Raw genomic sequence first — 15,301 nt, 5'->3', positions numbered from 1 at the left:
AGCACGGGTAAGGAATTGCAATGGCTGAACATACCGTCAAGGCGTTCGACGAGGACATTACCCGTCTGCGCGGTCTGGTGGCCGAAATGGGCGGATTGGCCGAGCTTTCGGTAGCCGAGGCCATGGACGCGCTCGTCACCGGAAACCAGGACCTTGCCGATGGCGTGATCGCGCGCGACAAACGGATCGATCAGCTGGAGGGAGAGGTCGACCGCCTCTCCGTCCGCGTCCTCGCCCTCCGCGCCCCGATGGCCGACGATCTGCGCGAGGTGATCGCCGCACTCAAGATCGCCGGCGTGATCGAACGCATTGGCGACTACGCCAAGAACATCGCCAAGCGCGTCGGCCACATCGAGGGCCGCAAGCGGTTCGAGCCGCTGACCCTGCTGCCGGTGATGAACGAGCTGGCGGGTGACATGGTCCACGACGTGCTCACGGCCTATGCCGCGCGTGATCCGGTCGCCGCGGCCGAGATCGTCAAGCGCGACGCCAAGGTCGATGCCTTCTACGACAGCGTGTTCCGCAACTTCGTCTCCTACATGGTTGAAAACCCGGCCACGATCAGCTCGGTCGCCCAGCTCATGTTCGTCGCGCGCAACATCGAGCGTATCGGCGATCATGCCACCAACATCGCCGAAATGGTCTATTATGCCGCGACGGGCGCCTACCTGCCTGAGCGTGACGAGGTCCTGCCACCAGCCTGACGCCCCTCGTCACGACGGCGTAACAATTGTCGTGTCTGCGCAAAGTCACTGTCATGACTGTCGTATCAGGGGTTCACAATGTCCGCGCCGAAGCTGCTGCTGGTAGAGGATGATACCGCGCTCGCGGAACTGGTCGAGTACCGGTTTCGCGGCGAGGGCTATGACGTGCGTACCACCGACGATGGCGATGAAGCCCTGCTCCTCGCCGCCGAGGACACGCCGGACCTCGTCCTGCTCGACTGGATGATCGGCGGCACCAGCGGCATCGAAGTCTGCCGCCGCCTACGCCGCAACAAGGCGACGGCCCACGTCCCCATCATCATCCTCACCGCCCGGAGCGACGAGGATGACCGCGTGCGCGGCCTCGAAACTGGCGCGGACGACTATGTCACCAAGCCCTTCTCCCCGCGCGAGCTGATTGCCCGCGTCGGCGCGGTGCTGCGCCGCGTGCGCCCGGCGCTTGCGGGTGAGACGATCACCGTCGGCGATCTCGCGCTCGATCCCACTGCGCACCGTGTCACGCGGCGCGGGCAGGCGATCAAGATCGGCCCTACTGAGTTCCGCCTGCTGCGCCATTTCATGGAACATCCGGGCCGCGTCTTCTCGCGCGGGCAGTTGCTCGATGCGGTGTGGGGCAGCGGTAGCGACATCGAGCTGCGCACGGTGGACGTCCACATCCGCCGCCTGCGCCAGGCCATCGCGATCCCCGGTGCCGCCGATCCGGTGCGCACCGTGCGCTCGGCCGGCTACGCGCTCGAAGGCGTCTGAATCAGGGTTTCGCGCAGAGGCGCAGAGAGAGGATGAAAGGCTGCGGCGCTGCCGCCTTGCTGTCTACCGTCTCTGTTCTCTGCGCCTGCGCGCCTCTGCGCGAACCAGACTCTTGAACTTCAAATCCCCAGCAGGGGCGCGATATCCAGGTCTTGAATCGTGATCCAGCGGTTCACGTAGTTCGCGTAGTAGAGCCAGAACAGCACCGTCGAGAGCACGGTCGCGCGGAGCAGAATACGGCGCGGATTGAAGTTCCCCGGCGCGCTGGGCGCTTGCCCCGGCACCTTGGCGATGCCCAACTCATCAGAGGTGCGCACGCCGAACGGCATCACGAGGAATGCCGAGAGCACCCAGAACAGCGCCCAGATCGCGATGATCGATGTCCACTTCATCGCTTCACCCCTCCCGCAACATGACCTGAACCACGGGCTTCTTTCCCGACCAGCGCTGTGCCGCGCGCCGGACGGTCAGTCGCACCGTCTCGGATATGCCGGCACGGTCGCGCTTCTTGTCGCCCTTGATCGCAGTCACGGCCTTCTCGACATCGACCTGCGCTTCTGCGATGAACTCGTCCATGTCCTCTTCAAGCGGCAGCCCGACTGCGGCAATCTCCACCGCAGACGTCAGCTTGCCCGCCGCCGAAACCGCCAGCGCCGCGACCACCAGGCCGCTCTCCGCCAGCTTGCGCCGCTGCCCCATTGCGCTGCCATCGGCAGGCGCAATGATGTCGCCATCGAGAACCAGCCGTCCGTTGCGCACTTCCGAGAGCTTCACCGGCCCGTTCGGGGCCAGCCGCACCACATCGCCGTTCTTCTGGACGATCGTGCGGGGGATGCCGCTTGCCTTGCCCAGCCGCGCCTGCTCGGCCATGTGGCGCATCTCGCCGTGCACCGGCACAAGCATCTCCGGCCGGATCCAGCTGTAGAGCGCCTCAAGTTCGGGCCGCCCCGGATGGCCGGAAACATGGATCATGCCCTGCCGGTCGGTCAGAATTTCCACGCCCTTCGCTGCCAGCTGGTTCTGCACCCGGCCGATGGCAATCTCATTGCCGGGGATCTGGCGGCTGGAGAAGAGTACCGCGTCGCCCTTTTCGAGCTTTACGGGATGCGTGTCCGAAGCGATCCGCGCCAGCGCCGCGCGCGCCTCGCCCTGCCCGCCGGTGGCAAGCACCATGAGCTGCCCGCGCGGCACGTCCATCGCCGCGTCCATGCTCACCGTCTCGGGAAAATGCTCGAGATAGCCGCTCGCCTGCGCCACCCCGATGATCCGGTCGAGCGAACGCCCCGCCACACAGAGCTTGCGCCCGGTCGCCACGGCCACCTCGCCCAGCGTCTGCAGCCGCGCCACGTTGGAGGCGAAGGTCGTCACCACCACGCGCTTGCCCTTGAGGCCGGCCACCATCTCCATCAGCCCGTCACGCACCGCGCCTTCGGAGCCGGAGGGCTTGGGATTGAACACGTTGGTCGAATCGCACACCAGCGCCAGCACGCCCTCGTCACCCAGCGCGGTGAGTTCGCCCTCGGTCGCCGGAACGCCGATCAGCGGCTGGTCATCCAGCTTCCAGTCGCCGGTGTGAAACACGCGGCCATGCGGCGTCTCGATCACCAGGGCATTGCCCTCGGCAATCGAGTGCGCCAGCGGCACATAGCGGATATCGAACGGCCCGAGGCTCAGCGACGAATCGTTGGGAATCGTGTTGAGCGTGACTTGCTTGGAAATCCCCGCCTCGGCGAGCTTCTCCGCCACCAGCCGCGCGGTGAACGGCGTCGCATAGAGCGGCACGCCGAGGTCCAGAGCAAAATAGGGCACCGCGCCGATATGGTCCTCGTGCGCGTGGGTCAGCACGATCCCGACCAGATCGTCGAGCCGCTCCTCGATGAACGAAAGGTCGGCAAACACGAGGTCGACGCCGGGATAATAGGGATCGGCAAAAGTCATGCCGAGATCGACCATCAACCACTTGCCGTTGCAGCCATAGAGATTGACGTTCATGCCGATCTCGCCGGATCCTCCGAGCGCGAGAAACAGCAATTCCTTACCGGGTTTCACAGCATTTCCAGTTCATTAGCGGCCCGAAGGCCTGGTTCTAGCGGCGCGCTCGATGGTCAGCGGGCGGCAACGCGTTCCGCCAGAATGGCGATGCCATCCAGCGTCAGGTCGGTATCGACATGGTCGAAAATCGACGTGTGCTGGTCGAACAGCACCGCCAGCCCGCCGGTGGCAACCACTTTGGCAGGGCGTCCGATTTCGTTGCGCAGGCGCGATATCAGGCCTTCCATCATCGCCACATAGCCCCAGAACACTCCGATCTGCATCTGATCTTCAGTGTTACGGCCGATGACGCTGCGGTTGTTGCCCTGCGGCGGCGCGATGGCAATCCGGGGCAGTTTGGCCGCCGCCGTCACCAGCGCATCGAGCGAGAGATTGATGCCCGGCGCGATGATTCCGCCCTTGTAGGCCCCGCTCGCATCGACCACGTCGAAGGTCGTCGCGGTGCCGAAATCGACTACGATGAGGTCTCCCTCATACTTCGCGTGCGCCGCCACGGTGTTCACCGCGCGGTCCGCGCCCAGCGAGCGCGGCTGCTCGACATCGGCGACAAAGCCCCACTCGACTGGCGGCTGCCCGGCCACCAGCGGATCGATGCCGAAATACTTCTGCCCCAGCACCTGCAGATTGTGCAGCGCGCGCGGCACCACGGTGGAAATCAGGATCTGCCGCACCCGCTCGCGGTCGAAGCCTTGCAGCTGCATCAGCTGGAGAAGCCAAACCGCGTACTCGTCCGCCGTGCGCCGCGGATCGGTGGCCACGCGCCAGCGCGAACGGATTTCGCGCCCATCGAAGAGCGCGAACACGACATTGGTGTTGCCGACGTCAACCGCCAGAAGCATGGCTCTCTCCACTTGCGCCGATAAGCTCGACATCTCCTGCGTGGATGGCACGGACCGAACCGTCCGCCAAGCGCAGAAGGACCGCGCCATCGGGCTCCAACCCCGCAAAACCGCCGATCACATGGCCCTCTTCGGTGAGGTTTACGCCGAGCAGCGTGCCCTTGGGCAGCGTTCTTGCCAGCCATTCGGCGCGCAGCATGGGCCAGCCGCCGGCATGCCATGTCGTCAGGTCTTCGGCCCAGGTCTCCGCCAGGGCCGAGGCAAATACATCCCGGCTCACCGCAAACCCCAGTGCAGCGAGCGAAACCGTCTTGCGGCCCGCCACCTCGGGCGCTTCCGCCAGATTGACCCCGATGCCGACGATCACCGCATCGCGCTGCCGCTCCAGCAGGATGCCGCCCAGCTTGGCCTCGCCCACCAGCAAGTCATTGGGCCATTTCAGCGAAAGGTCGGAAAGCGCTGGGACGACCGCCTTGAGCGCCCGGTGAACGCTCACCCCCGCCACCAGCGCCAGCGTCTGCGGCAAGGCCTCGCTGTCGCGCAAGGCAACCGCAGTCGATCCCATGAAGTTGCCAAGCCCGCCGGTCCACACCCGCCCGGCGCGCCCGCGCCCGGAGGTCTGCCGGTCCGCCACCAGCCAGTGGCCTTCCGCCGGAGCCTCACCATTGGCCAGCCGCGCCAGCAGGACCGAATTGGTCGAGGCGATCTCCGCGACGACCTTTATCAGCGGGTCCGGCACTGCCCGCTCAGCGTGTCATGCGATGTGGAACAATGCGGCCGCGGCATTGCTCGCCAGCACGCCCAGCGGCTTGGTCACCAGCCAGCCCAGCGGCGAAATCGCCACGACGGAGACGAACAGCAGCACGCGCTGCGCCATGTCGCTCTCGCCCGTCACCACATCGGCCGCTTCGTCGAAGTACATCACCTTGACGACCTTGATGTAGTAGAACGCGCCGATCACCGAGGCTGCGATACCGATGGCCGCGAGACTGAGCAGGTTTGCCTGCACTGCCGCCTGGAACACCACGAACTTGCCCCAGAACCCAAACAGCGGCGGAATGCCCGCGAGGCTGAACATGACTGCCGCCAACGCCAGTGCCAGCATCGGACGGGTCTTGGAAAGCCCAGCCATTGCCGCGATGGATTCAACCGGCGCGCCGCTTTCGTCGCGCAGCATCAGCACCGCGACAAATCCCGCAACCGACATCGCCACATAAATCGCAAGGTAAACCAGCATCGCCGCCGCGCCCGCCTCGTTCGCGCAGGCAAGGCCGATCAGCATGAAGCCGACATTGTTGATCGACGAATAAGCGAGGAGCCGCTTGATATTGTCCTGCCCGATCGCGCCGAGCGCACCGATCACGATGGAAAGCAGAGCGACGAAGATCACGATCTGCTGCCACGCGCCCGGCTGTGCGCCAAAGGCAAACAGGCTGACCCGCATCAGCAGCGCCAGCGCCGCCACCTTGGGCGCGGTCGCGAAGAACGTCGTCACCGGGGTCGGCGCGCCTTCATAGACGTCCGGCGTCCACATGTGGAACGGCGCGGCACTGACCTTGAAGGCAAGGCCGGCCAGCACGAACACGATCCCGAAAGTAGCCCCCATCGAAAGCGGCCCGGCCAGCGCGGCGTGAATGCCGGCAAAGCTGGTGCTGCCGGTGAAGCCGTAGGTCAGACTCACGCCATAAAGCAGGATGCCCGAGGCGAGCGAGCCCAGCACGAAGTACTTGAGGCCCGCTTCGGCCGAACGCTCGTCGCTGCGCAGGAACGCGGCCATGACATAGGCGGCAAGGCTGTTGAGCTCGAGCCCGATGTAGAGCGCGAGCATATCGGTCGCCGAAACCATCATGCCCATGCCCATCGCGGCAAACAGCACCAGCAGCGGGAATTCCGCGCGCATCGCGTTGCTGCGCTCGAAGAAAGCGGGCGCGACGATCAGCGTGACGGCAGCACCGGCATAGATCAGCAGCTTGCCGAACGCGGCGAAGGCATCGCCGCTGAACTGGCCGCTCCATGCAACGACGCCGGGGCCCATCGCAGCCTGGCTCAGCGCCGGTACGGTCAGCACCGCGCAGACGGTGAGCGCAGCCACCGCCGCGATCGAAATCACGCGGCTTGCCTTGTCACCGCCCCATGCGGCGGCCAGCAGCAGGATCAGGCCGGAGATGCTGAGGACTTCCTCGGTCCCGGTTATCGCCAGCGAACGGAGCAGTTCCATCAGCGTGCTCCCTCATGCCGGGCTTCGGCCCCGTGGGATCCTGAGCCGTGTTCCATTGCATCCCCATGTTCATGTGTCGCCGCGACCGGCGGAACAGCCGACAGTTGCACATCGGCGTCGCCCTTGGGCCGCGCCTGCGCCAGTCGCGCTTCAAGGCCTGCGATATCCTTGCGCATCGGCGCGAGGAAGGTTTCCGGATAGACCCCCATCCACAGCACCGCGATGCCGAGGGGGATCATCATCGCCCATTCGCGCGCATCAAGATCGGGCATCGCCGCCGCGTCCGCGTTCTTCTGAACGCCGAACACCACGCGGCGATAGAGATAGAGCATGTAGGCAGCGCCAAGGATGATACCGGTCGTGCACACCAGCGCCACCCAGCTCGATTGCGCGTATATGCCCAGCAGCGAAAGGAACTCGCCGACGAAGCCGCTCGTGCCCGGCAGGCCGACCGAGGCCATCGTGAACAGCATGAAGAACAGCGCATAAGCCGGCATGTTAATCGCAAGGCCGCCGTAGCGGTCGATCTCGCGCGTGTGCAGCCGGTCGTAGATCACGCCCACCGCAAGGAAGAGCGCGCCCGACACGATGCCATGGCTCAGCATCACGATCATCGAGCCCTCAAGCCCCTGCCGGTTGAACGCGAACAGGCCCACCGTAACGATCGCCATGTGCGCGACCGAGGAATAGGCGATCAGCTTCTTCATGTCGTGCTGCACCAGCGCGATCAGCGAGGTGATGACGACCGCCGCCATCGAAAGCCCGTAGATCAGCGGCGCGAACTGCGCCGAAGCCTCGGGAAACATCGGCAGCGAGAAGCGGATGAAGCCGTAGCCGCCCATCTTGAGCAGCACGCCCGCGAGGATCACCGAACCTGCGGTCGGCGCCTGCACGTGCGCATCAGGCAGCCAGGTGTGCGTCGGCCACATCGGCATCTTGACCGCGAAGCTCGCGAAGAACGCCAGCCACAGCCAGGTCTGCGCCTTCACCGGGAAGCTGTAGGCCATCAGCGTCGGGATATCGCTCGTGCCCGCCTCGTTCACCATCCACATCATCGCGATCAGCATCAGCACCGATCCGAGCAGCGTGTAGAGGAAGAACTTGTAGCTGGCGTAGATGCGGTCCGCGCCGCCCCAGATGCCGATGATGAGATACATCGGGATCAGGCCGGCTTCGAACATGATGTAGAACAGGAACAGGTCCTGCGCGGTGAAGACGCCGATCATCAGCGTCTCCATGATCAGGAAGTTGGCGTAATACTCACCCGCGCGCTTCTCGATCGCGTTCCAGCTCGCGCCGATGCAGATCGGCATGAGGAACACGGTCAAAGCGATCAGCAGCAGTGCGATCCCGTCGATGCCAAGCTTCCATTCGAAGCCGGCAAACACCGAGGCATGTTCCTGGAACTGCCACTGCGGCCCGCCGATCTGGTACTGCGACCAGAGCACCGCGCCGAGCACGAGATCGACCAGCGTCACCGCCAGCGCGATCGCGCGCGCAGCTTCGCGCCCCGCCATCAGGCAGGCTACCGCGCCGACCAGCGGCACGAGAAGCATCAGGCTGAGAATGGGAAAGCCGCTCATTTCGCAATCACCCAGCTGACCGCGCCGACAAGGCCGACGAGCATGACCAGCGCATAGCTGTTGAGGTATCCGGACTGCAGCCGCACTGCGATCCGGCTGCTGCGGGCGACCAGCGCCGCCGCGCCATTGGGGCCGAAGCGGTCGATGATGCCGATGTCACCCTGCTTCCAGAACACCCGGCCGAGCGCCATCGCAGGCTTCACGAACACCGCGTTGTAGAGCTCGTCGAAGTACCACTTGTTCAGCACGAACCGGTAGAGCGGTCCGATCTGGGCAGTGAACGCCGCCGGGAAGCCGGGGTTCGCGATGTAGGCGAAGTACGCGATTGCAACGCCGGTTACCATCACGCCGAACGGAGCCCACTTCACCCACTCCGGCACGCCGTGCATCGCGTGGATCAGGTGCTCGCTGAAGGCGACGCTGCTCTTCCAGAATTCGCCGCTGCCTTCGCTGATGAACGCACCGTGGAACACAAAGCCCGCCAACACCGCACCGACCGACAGCAGCGCCAGCGGCACCAGCATCGAAAACGGGCTCTCGTGCGGGTGATAGCCTGCAGTGCCATCATGGCTGTGCGCATGCCCATGATCGTGGCCATGATCGTCATGACCCTGGTCGTGCGCATCATGCCCATGAGAATCGTGAACAGCGTGCTGGATATGCTCGGATTGCTCCCAGCGCGGCTTGCCCCAGAAGGTCAGGAACATCAGCCGCCACGAATAGAAGCTCGTCATCAGTGCGGCGATAATGCCGCACCAGAAGCCGAAGTGGCCGGCGCCCGTCCCGCTGGCATAAGCCGCCTCGAGGATCGAATCCTTGGAATAGAACCCTGCGAAACCGAACACGTCGACAATGCCGACACCAGTGATGGCCAGCGTGCCCATCATCATCGCCCAGAAGGTAAGCGGGATGTGCTTCCTGAGGCCGCCATAGAAGCGCATGTCCTGCTCATGGTGCATCGCATGGATGACCGAGCCCGCGCCAAGGAACAGCAGCGCCTTGAAGAAGGCGTGGGTGAACAAGTGGAACATCGCCGCACCCGGCGCGCCCACGCCCGCCGCCACGAACATGTAGCCGAGCTGCGAGCAGGTCGAATAGGCGATCACCCGCTTGATGTCCCACTGCGTCGTGCCGATGGTCGCGGCAAAGAAGCAGGTCGCCGCGCCGACATAGGTCACCACAGTCATCGCGGTTTCGCTCGTCTGGAACATCGGCGAAAGGCGGCAGACCATGAACACGCCTGCGGTCACCATGGTCGCGGCGTGGATCAGCGCCGAAACCGGGGTCGGGCCTTCCATCGCGTCCGGCAGCCAGGTGTGGAGGCCAAGCTGCGCCGACTTGCCCATCGCGCCGATGAACAGGAGGATGCACAGCACCGTCATCGTATCGAGCCGGTAGCCGAGGAACCCGATGGTCGAGCCCGCCATGCCCGGCGCAGCCGCGAGGATCGCGGGGATCGAGACGGTGCCGAACACCAGAAACGTCCCGAAAATGCCCATCATGAAGCCAAGGTCACCCACGCGGTTGACCACGAAGGCCTTCATCGCGGCGGCGTTTGCGCTCGGCTTCCTGAACCAGAACCCGATCAGGAGGTACGAGGCCAGGCCCACCCCTTCCCAGCCGAAGAACATCTGCACGAGGTTGTCCGCCGTCACCAGCATCAACATCGCGAAGGTGAACAGCGAGAGGTAGGCGAAGAACCGCGGCTGGTCCGGGTCCTCATCCATGTAGCCCCAAGAGTACAGGTGGACGAGGGCCGAGACGCTGGTGATAACCACCAGCATGATCGCAGTCAGCGTATCGACACGAAGCGCCCACTGAAAGTCGAGATCGCCCGAACGCACCCATTGCAGCACCGGCACCACCGAGGCTTCGGCATTGCCACTCAGGAACGAAAGGAAGATCGGCCACGACAGCGCGCACGAGGTAAACAACGCCCCCGTCGTCACGAGCTTGGCCGGCACCTTGCCGATCAGCCGAGCGCCCAGTCCTGCGACCAGCGCCGCCAGCAGCGGCAGGAACACGATAATCTGGATCGGATGCACGGTGGTCTACCCCTTCATCCGGTTGACGTCGTCCACGGCAATCGTGCCGCGTCCACGGAAGTAGATGACGAGAATGGCAAGCCCGATCGCCGCCTCGCCCGCCGCCACGGTCAGCACGAACATCGCGAAGATCTGGCCGACAAGGTCGTGCAGGAACGCGCTGAACGCGACGAAATTGATGTTCACCGCCAGCAGGATCAGCTCGATCGCCATGAGGATGACGATCACGTTCTTGCGGTTGAGGAAGATCCCCAGCACGCCGAGCACGAACAGGATCGAGCTCACCACGACATAGTGTTCAATGCCAATCACAGCCCGGCCCCCTGATCCTGAACCATACCCAAAACCCGCTCAGGCTGAGCTTGTCGAAGCCCGCACACAACCGCCGCGCAAGCACCCTTCGACAAGCTCAGGGTGAGCGGAGCGCGGGAATACTTGCGCATCACAGCGTCACCCCTTGGCCCACGGCGGGCTTCACATTCACGGTCGCGTCTTCCGGACGCCGCGCGACCTGCCGGCCCACGTTCTGCCCGCGCGTATCGCTGCGCTGGCGGTGCGTCAGCACGATCGCGCCGATCATCGCGACGAGCAGGACGATGCCCGCCGCCTCGAACAGAAACAGATAGCGCGTGTAGAGCAGCGCGCCGATGGCAGCCGTGTTCGAAAGCCCCTCCGGCGTCGCCGAAGCCCCGTTCGCAACGCCCAGTTGCAGCGCGCCGGTCTTCCAGGCGCCCACGCCCAGCACCAGTTCGCACAGCAGCACAGCCGCGATCAGCACGCCCAGCGGCGCGTTCTTGATGAAGCCCGCGCGCATTTCCGAAAAGTCGATGTCGAGCATCATGACCACGAACAGGAACAGCACCGCGACCGCGCCGACGTAGACGATGACCAGCAGCATCGCGATGAACTCCGCGCCCACCAGCACCATCAGCCCCGCCGCGTTGAAGAACGCGAGGATCAGCCACAGCACCGAATGCACCGGATTGCGGGCAAGGATCGTGATCGCGCCGGAGGCAATCACGAGGCTCGCGAAGAGATAAAAAGCGAACACCTGCATCATGTCGCGCGGCCCCTAGCGGTACGGTGCATCGGCTTCAAGGTTCGCGGCGAGCGCACGCTCCCACTTGTCCCCGTTCGCGAGCAGCTTGGTCTTGTCGTAGAGCAGTTCCTCGCGCGTTTCGGTGGCGTATTCGAAGTTCGGCCCTTCGACGATGGCATCGACCGGGCAGGCTTCCTGGCAAAAGCCGCAGAAGATGCACTTGGTCATGTCGATATCATAGCGCGTGGTGCGGCGGCTGCCGTCCTCGCGCGGTTCGGCCTCGATGGTGATCGCCTGCGCCGGGCACACCGCCTCGCACAGCTTGCACGCGATGCAGCGCTCTTCGCCGTTGGGATAGCGGCGCAGCGCATGCTCGCCGCGAAAGCGCGGGGAGAGCGGGTTCTTCTCGAACGGGTAGTTGATCGTCGCCTTGGGCTTGAAGAGGTACTTCAAGGTCAGCCAATGCGCCTTGAGGAACTCCCAGAGAGTGAACGATTTGATGATCTGTCCGACGGTCATTGTTTGGACCCGTCCTTCTCTTGTTCGTTCATAGATTCATGAAAGCCGTCAAAGTCGTTCATGGCCTCTGTGACACCTTTTTCGGCCTTGACTACGCATGTCCCGCTGTCTGTCCTGCCCCCTTCGACTTGAAGTTCGGCATGATAAACTTCGCCGCCAGAGAAGGTTATCGTCATCGTATTTTTGCCCGAGAACACGGTCTTGCCGTTCTGGATCCGAACTCGATCAAAACCAGCCGAACTGATAAGACCATCTGGATTGCGAATTTGTTCCGGCTCAACAGGTTTGTCCTTCACCCCGGTTGAGGGAATGAAGATGGCAAGTCCCGGTTTGAAGCCCTCGGCATTCTTGAAGAAGAAGCAGGCCACAAGCATTCCGGACTGCTCTAACCCACTCGTCTCGGTTGCGTGAGCCGAGGATGTGGTAAGAGCCGTACCAACCAAGGCGCAAATTGCGATACGGAGCCTCACGCGAAATGCCCCGTCGCCATCAGATACCCGCTGATCGCGAACACGAAGAACAGCGAGAGCGGCAGGAAGATCTTCCAGCCCAGCCGCATCAGCTGGTCATAGCGGTAGCGCGGCACCGTCGCCTTGACCCAGCTGAAGATGAAGAAGAAAAACAGGATCTTGAGCAGCAGCCAGACGAGGCCGGGCACCAGATAGAGCACCGGAATATCCAGCGGCGGCAGCCACCCGCCCCAGAACAGCGTGGCGTTCAGCGCGCACATCAGCAGCACGTTGGCATATTCGCCCAGCCAGTAGAGCGCGAAGGCCATCGAGGAGTATTCGGTCTGATAGCCCGCGACGAGCTCGCTTTCCGCCTCGGTCAAGTCGAACGGCGCGCGCGCGGTTTCGGCCATCCCTGAGATCAGGAACATCACCCAGACCGGGAACAACAGCGGGTTCGCCACGAAACCGTTGATGATCCAGACGTGGTCCTTCTGCGCCTTGACGATGTCGTTCAGATTGAACGAGCCCGCCCACAGCACCACGCAGACCAGAATGAACCCGATCGAGACTTCATAGGAAATCATCTGCGCCGAAGCGCGCATCGCGCTGAAAAATGGGTATTTCGAGTTCGACGACCAGCCCGCGATCACCACCCCGTAAACCCCCAGCGACGAGATCGCGAGGACGTAGAGCAGGCCCACATTGATATCCGCCAGCACCGCGCCCGAATTGAACGGAATCACCGCCCAGGCCATCAGCGCCACGGTAAACGTGATGATCGGCGCGATCAGGAACAGGCCCTTGTTTGCCGCCGAGGGGATGATGGTTTCCTGCAGGAACACCTTGAGGCCGTCCGCGAACGACTGGAGGATGCCGAATGGCCCCACCACGTTCGGCCCGCGCCGCAGCGCCATCGAGGCCCAGATCTTGCGGTCGGCATAGATCACCAGCGCCACCGCCAGCATCACCGGCAGGGCGATCAGCAGGATTTCGAGGACCGTGGAAAGGCCCCAGGCGGCTTCAAAGGAAAGCCCGAGATTCTGGAAAAACGGGATCATTCCGCGGCCTCCGCAAAGCTTTCGCCGTGCAGCAGTTCGGCCGAACAGCGCTGCAAGGTCGGGCTCGAACGCGCGATGGCATTCGTCAGATAGTGGTCCTTGATCGGGTAACCCGCGATCACGCCCTCGGCCTTCGCGCCCTTCGGAGCCGCAGGCAGCGCGCCGTAATCGGCAAGACCTTCCGAACCCAGCGCCGGCACTTCGGCGATCATCGCGGCGCGCAGCTGCTCGAAGCTGTCGAAGCCCACCGAAACGCCCAGCGCGTCGGCCATCGCGCGCAGGATCGTCCAGTCCTCGCGCGCGTCCCCGGGCGCATAGACCGCGCGCTCGGAATACTGCACCCGGCCTTCGGTGTTAACGTAAGTGCCGTCCTTTTCGGTGAAGGCCGCCGCCGGCAGGATCACATCCGCCGCATGCGCCGCCTTGTCGCCGTGATGGCCGATATGCACGATCATCGAGCCAGCAAACTTGGTGTAATCCACCTCGTCCGCCCCCAGCGAGATCACCATCTTTGGCTTGGCCGCGACCAGATCACCCAGCCCGCCAGCCTGCGCATAGCCCAGCATCAGCCCGCCCATGCGGCTCGCGGCCATGTGGAGCACGTTGAAGCCGTTCCACTCTTCCGTCACCAGCTTGAAGCGCTCGGCAAACGCCAGACCAGCCTCTAGCGCGCCCTTGGCAAGGCCAGCCCCGCCAATGATGATCGCGGGCTTCTTCGCACCTTCGAAGGCGGCCACCACTTCGGCGGGCACATCGTTCAGGATCGCCGCATCATCGCCAAGGAAGGTCGCCGGGTAAGTCGGCTCCCAGGCAGCGCCGATCACGAAGACCTTCGCGCCCTTCTTCGCCGCCTTGCGGAGCCGCGTGTTCACCAGCGGCGCTTCATCGCGCACGTGGCTGCCCACGATGAGGATTGCGTCAGCTTCCTCGATGCCGTTCAGCGTCGAATTGAAGGCCACCGCCGCCATGTTGCTCGCGGTATAGGCCAGCCCCGTCTGGCGCCCTTCGAGCAGGCTCGAACCCAGCGCGTGCGCCAGTGCCTTGGCCGCAAACATCGTCTCGCAATCGACCTGATCGCCCGCAATCACCGCGACCGAAGCGCCGGGATTGATCTTGGCCACCGCGTCGAATGCCTCGGCCCAGTTCGCCGCCGTCAGCTTGCCATCCTTGCGCAGCCACGGCTTGTCCAGACGGCGCCGCGTCAGGCCATCGACCACATAGCGCGCGCGGTCCGAAAGCCATTCCTCGTTCACGTCATCGTTAACGCGCGGCAGGATGCGCAGTACCTCGCGGCCCCGGCTGTCGATGCGGATGTTGGAGCCGACCGCATCGGACACGTCGATGCCCAGCGTCTTCTTGAGCTCCCACGGACGCGCCTCAAACGCATAAGGCTTCGAGGTGAGCGCGCCGACCGGGCACAAGTCGATAACATTGGCCGAAAGCTCGTGCTTCGCCGCGCCTTCAAGGTACGTCGAAATCTGCATCCCCTCGCCGCGATAGAGCGCGCCGATCTCGTCCACGCCCGCGATCTCCTCGGAGAAGCGCACGCAGCGGGTGCAGTGGATGCACCGCGTCATCGTCGTCTTGATCAGCGGGCCCATGTACTTGTCGGTCACCGCGCGCTTGTTCTCGTCATAGCGCGAGGCACCGCGGCCATAAGCGACCGACTGGTCCTGCAGATCGCATTCGCCGCCCTGATCGCAGATTGGGCAATCGAGCGGGTGGTTGATGAGGAGAAACTCCATCACCCCCTCGCGCGCCTTCTTGACCATCTCGCTATCGGTGCGGATTTCCTGGCCTTCGGAGGCTGGCAGCGCACACGAAGCCTGCGGCTTGGGCGGCCCGGGCTTCACCTCGACCATACACATGCGGCAGTTGCCCGCGATGCTGAGCCGCTCGTGATAGCAGAAGCGGGGGATTTCCTTGCCGGCGAGCTCGCACGCCTGCAGCACCGTCGCGCCTGCGGGGACTTCGAGCTCTACGCCGTCTACTTTGAGTTTAGGCATTGCGGAGCCCCCTCAGAT

The 15,301-nt window shown here is 64.1% G+C and carries 15 protein-coding genes; 2 read left to right on the top strand and 13 right to left on the bottom strand.

What is annotated here, in order from left to right; genetic code table 11:
• The first annotated feature begins 20 nt into the window (after positions 1-20).
• Together phoU and phoB are read left to right on the top strand one after the other, a co-directional pair.
• The gene (gene phoU / locus ACODS2_RS10870; protein WP_488998815.1) at positions 21-704 is read left to right on the top strand and encodes a phosphate signaling complex protein PhoU; all 684 of its coding nucleotides are present in this window, start codon (positions 21-23) and stop codon (positions 702-704) included.
• A 78-nt stretch (positions 705-782) separates the two neighbouring features.
• A complete protein-coding gene (phoB, locus tag ACODS2_RS10865; protein ID WP_421838899.1) occupies positions 783-1,472 on the top strand; it encodes a phosphate regulon transcriptional regulator PhoB in 690 nt (229 codons plus the stop codon).
• 119 nt (positions 1,473-1,591) lie between these two features.
• On the opposite strand, the gene ACODS2_RS10860 is transcribed toward phoB, so the two are convergent.
• The 13 genes from ACODS2_RS10860 to nuoG all read right to left on the bottom strand — a co-directional run bounded on the left by ACODS2_RS10860 (position 1,592) and on the right by nuoG (position 15,283).
• On the bottom strand, positions 1,592-1,864 hold the full coding sequence (locus ACODS2_RS10860; protein WP_421838900.1) for a DUF1467 family protein: 273 nt from the start codon (positions 1,862-1,864) through the stop codon (positions 1,592-1,594).
• Between the two features lie 4 nt (positions 1,865-1,868).
• Positions 1,869-3,521: a ribonuclease J gene (locus ACODS2_RS10855; protein WP_488998814.1), complete on the bottom strand. Its 1,653-nt coding sequence runs from the start codon at positions 3,519-3,521 to the stop codon at positions 1,869-1,871.
• Positions 3,522-3,577: 56 nt separating this feature from the next.
• Positions 3,578-4,363: a type III pantothenate kinase gene (locus ACODS2_RS10850; RefSeq protein ID WP_298166588.1), complete on the bottom strand. Its 786-nt coding sequence runs from the start codon at positions 4,361-4,363 to the stop codon at positions 3,578-3,580.
• A complete protein-coding gene (locus ACODS2_RS10845) occupies positions 4,347-5,102 on the bottom strand; it encodes a biotin--[acetyl-CoA-carboxylase] ligase (protein ID WP_488998813.1) in 756 nt (251 codons plus the stop codon). Before ACODS2_RS10845 ends, ACODS2_RS10850 begins: the two co-directional genes overlap by 17 nt.
• A 15-nt stretch (positions 5,103-5,117) precedes the next feature.
• Positions 5,118-6,581 carry an NADH-quinone oxidoreductase subunit NuoN gene (nuoN, locus tag ACODS2_RS10840; RefSeq protein ID WP_488998812.1) on the bottom strand — a complete coding sequence of 488 codons (1,464 nt, stop codon included), beginning with the start codon at positions 6,579-6,581 and terminating at the stop codon, positions 5,118-5,120.
• Positions 6,581-8,164, bottom strand: coding sequence for an NADH-quinone oxidoreductase subunit M (locus tag ACODS2_RS10835; RefSeq protein ID WP_488998811.1), 1,584 nt, complete (start codon positions 8,162-8,164; stop codon positions 6,581-6,583). Before ACODS2_RS10835 ends, nuoN begins: the two co-directional genes overlap by 1 nt.
• On the bottom strand, positions 8,161-10,209 hold the full coding sequence (gene nuoL / locus ACODS2_RS10830) for an NADH-quinone oxidoreductase subunit L (RefSeq protein WP_488998810.1): 2,049 nt from the start codon (positions 10,207-10,209) through the stop codon (positions 8,161-8,163). Before nuoL ends, ACODS2_RS10835 begins: the two co-directional genes overlap by 4 nt.
• A 6-nt stretch (positions 10,210-10,215) precedes the next feature.
• Positions 10,216-10,521: an NADH-quinone oxidoreductase subunit NuoK gene (gene nuoK / locus ACODS2_RS10825; RefSeq protein WP_298166096.1), complete on the bottom strand. Its 306-nt coding sequence runs from the start codon at positions 10,519-10,521 to the stop codon at positions 10,216-10,218.
• Positions 10,522-10,651: 130 nt separating this feature from the next.
• The gene (locus ACODS2_RS10820; protein WP_488998809.1) at positions 10,652-11,269 is read right to left on the bottom strand and encodes an NADH-quinone oxidoreductase subunit J; all 618 of its coding nucleotides are present in this window, start codon (positions 11,267-11,269) and stop codon (positions 10,652-10,654) included.
• 12 nt (positions 11,270-11,281) lie between these two features.
• A complete protein-coding gene (nuoI, locus tag ACODS2_RS10815) occupies positions 11,282-11,767 on the bottom strand; it encodes an NADH-quinone oxidoreductase subunit NuoI (RefSeq protein WP_488998808.1) in 486 nt (161 codons plus the stop codon).
• Entirely contained in the window at positions 11,764-12,237 is a 474-nt protein-coding gene (locus ACODS2_RS10810; protein WP_488998807.1) for a hypothetical protein, read from the bottom strand. Before ACODS2_RS10810 ends, nuoI begins: the two co-directional genes overlap by 4 nt.
• Positions 12,234-13,277 (bottom strand): NADH-quinone oxidoreductase subunit NuoH, encoded by a 1,044-nt coding sequence (gene nuoH / locus ACODS2_RS10805; RefSeq protein WP_488998806.1) that lies wholly within the window; start codon positions 13,275-13,277, stop codon positions 12,234-12,236. The genes ACODS2_RS10810 and nuoH overlap by 4 nt, the downstream gene beginning before the upstream one ends.
• Positions 13,274-15,283 (bottom strand): NADH-quinone oxidoreductase subunit NuoG, encoded by a 2,010-nt coding sequence (nuoG, locus tag ACODS2_RS10800; RefSeq protein ID WP_488998805.1) that lies wholly within the window; start codon positions 15,281-15,283, stop codon positions 13,274-13,276. Before nuoG ends, nuoH begins: the two co-directional genes overlap by 4 nt.
• Positions 15,284-15,301: the final 18 nt, after the last annotated feature.

It is taken from the genome of Novosphingobium sp. FG137, from assembly GCF_057809735.1.
The sequence above is the reverse complement of the archived record's forward strand: the minus strand, read 5'-3'. Positions and strand labels throughout refer to the sequence as shown.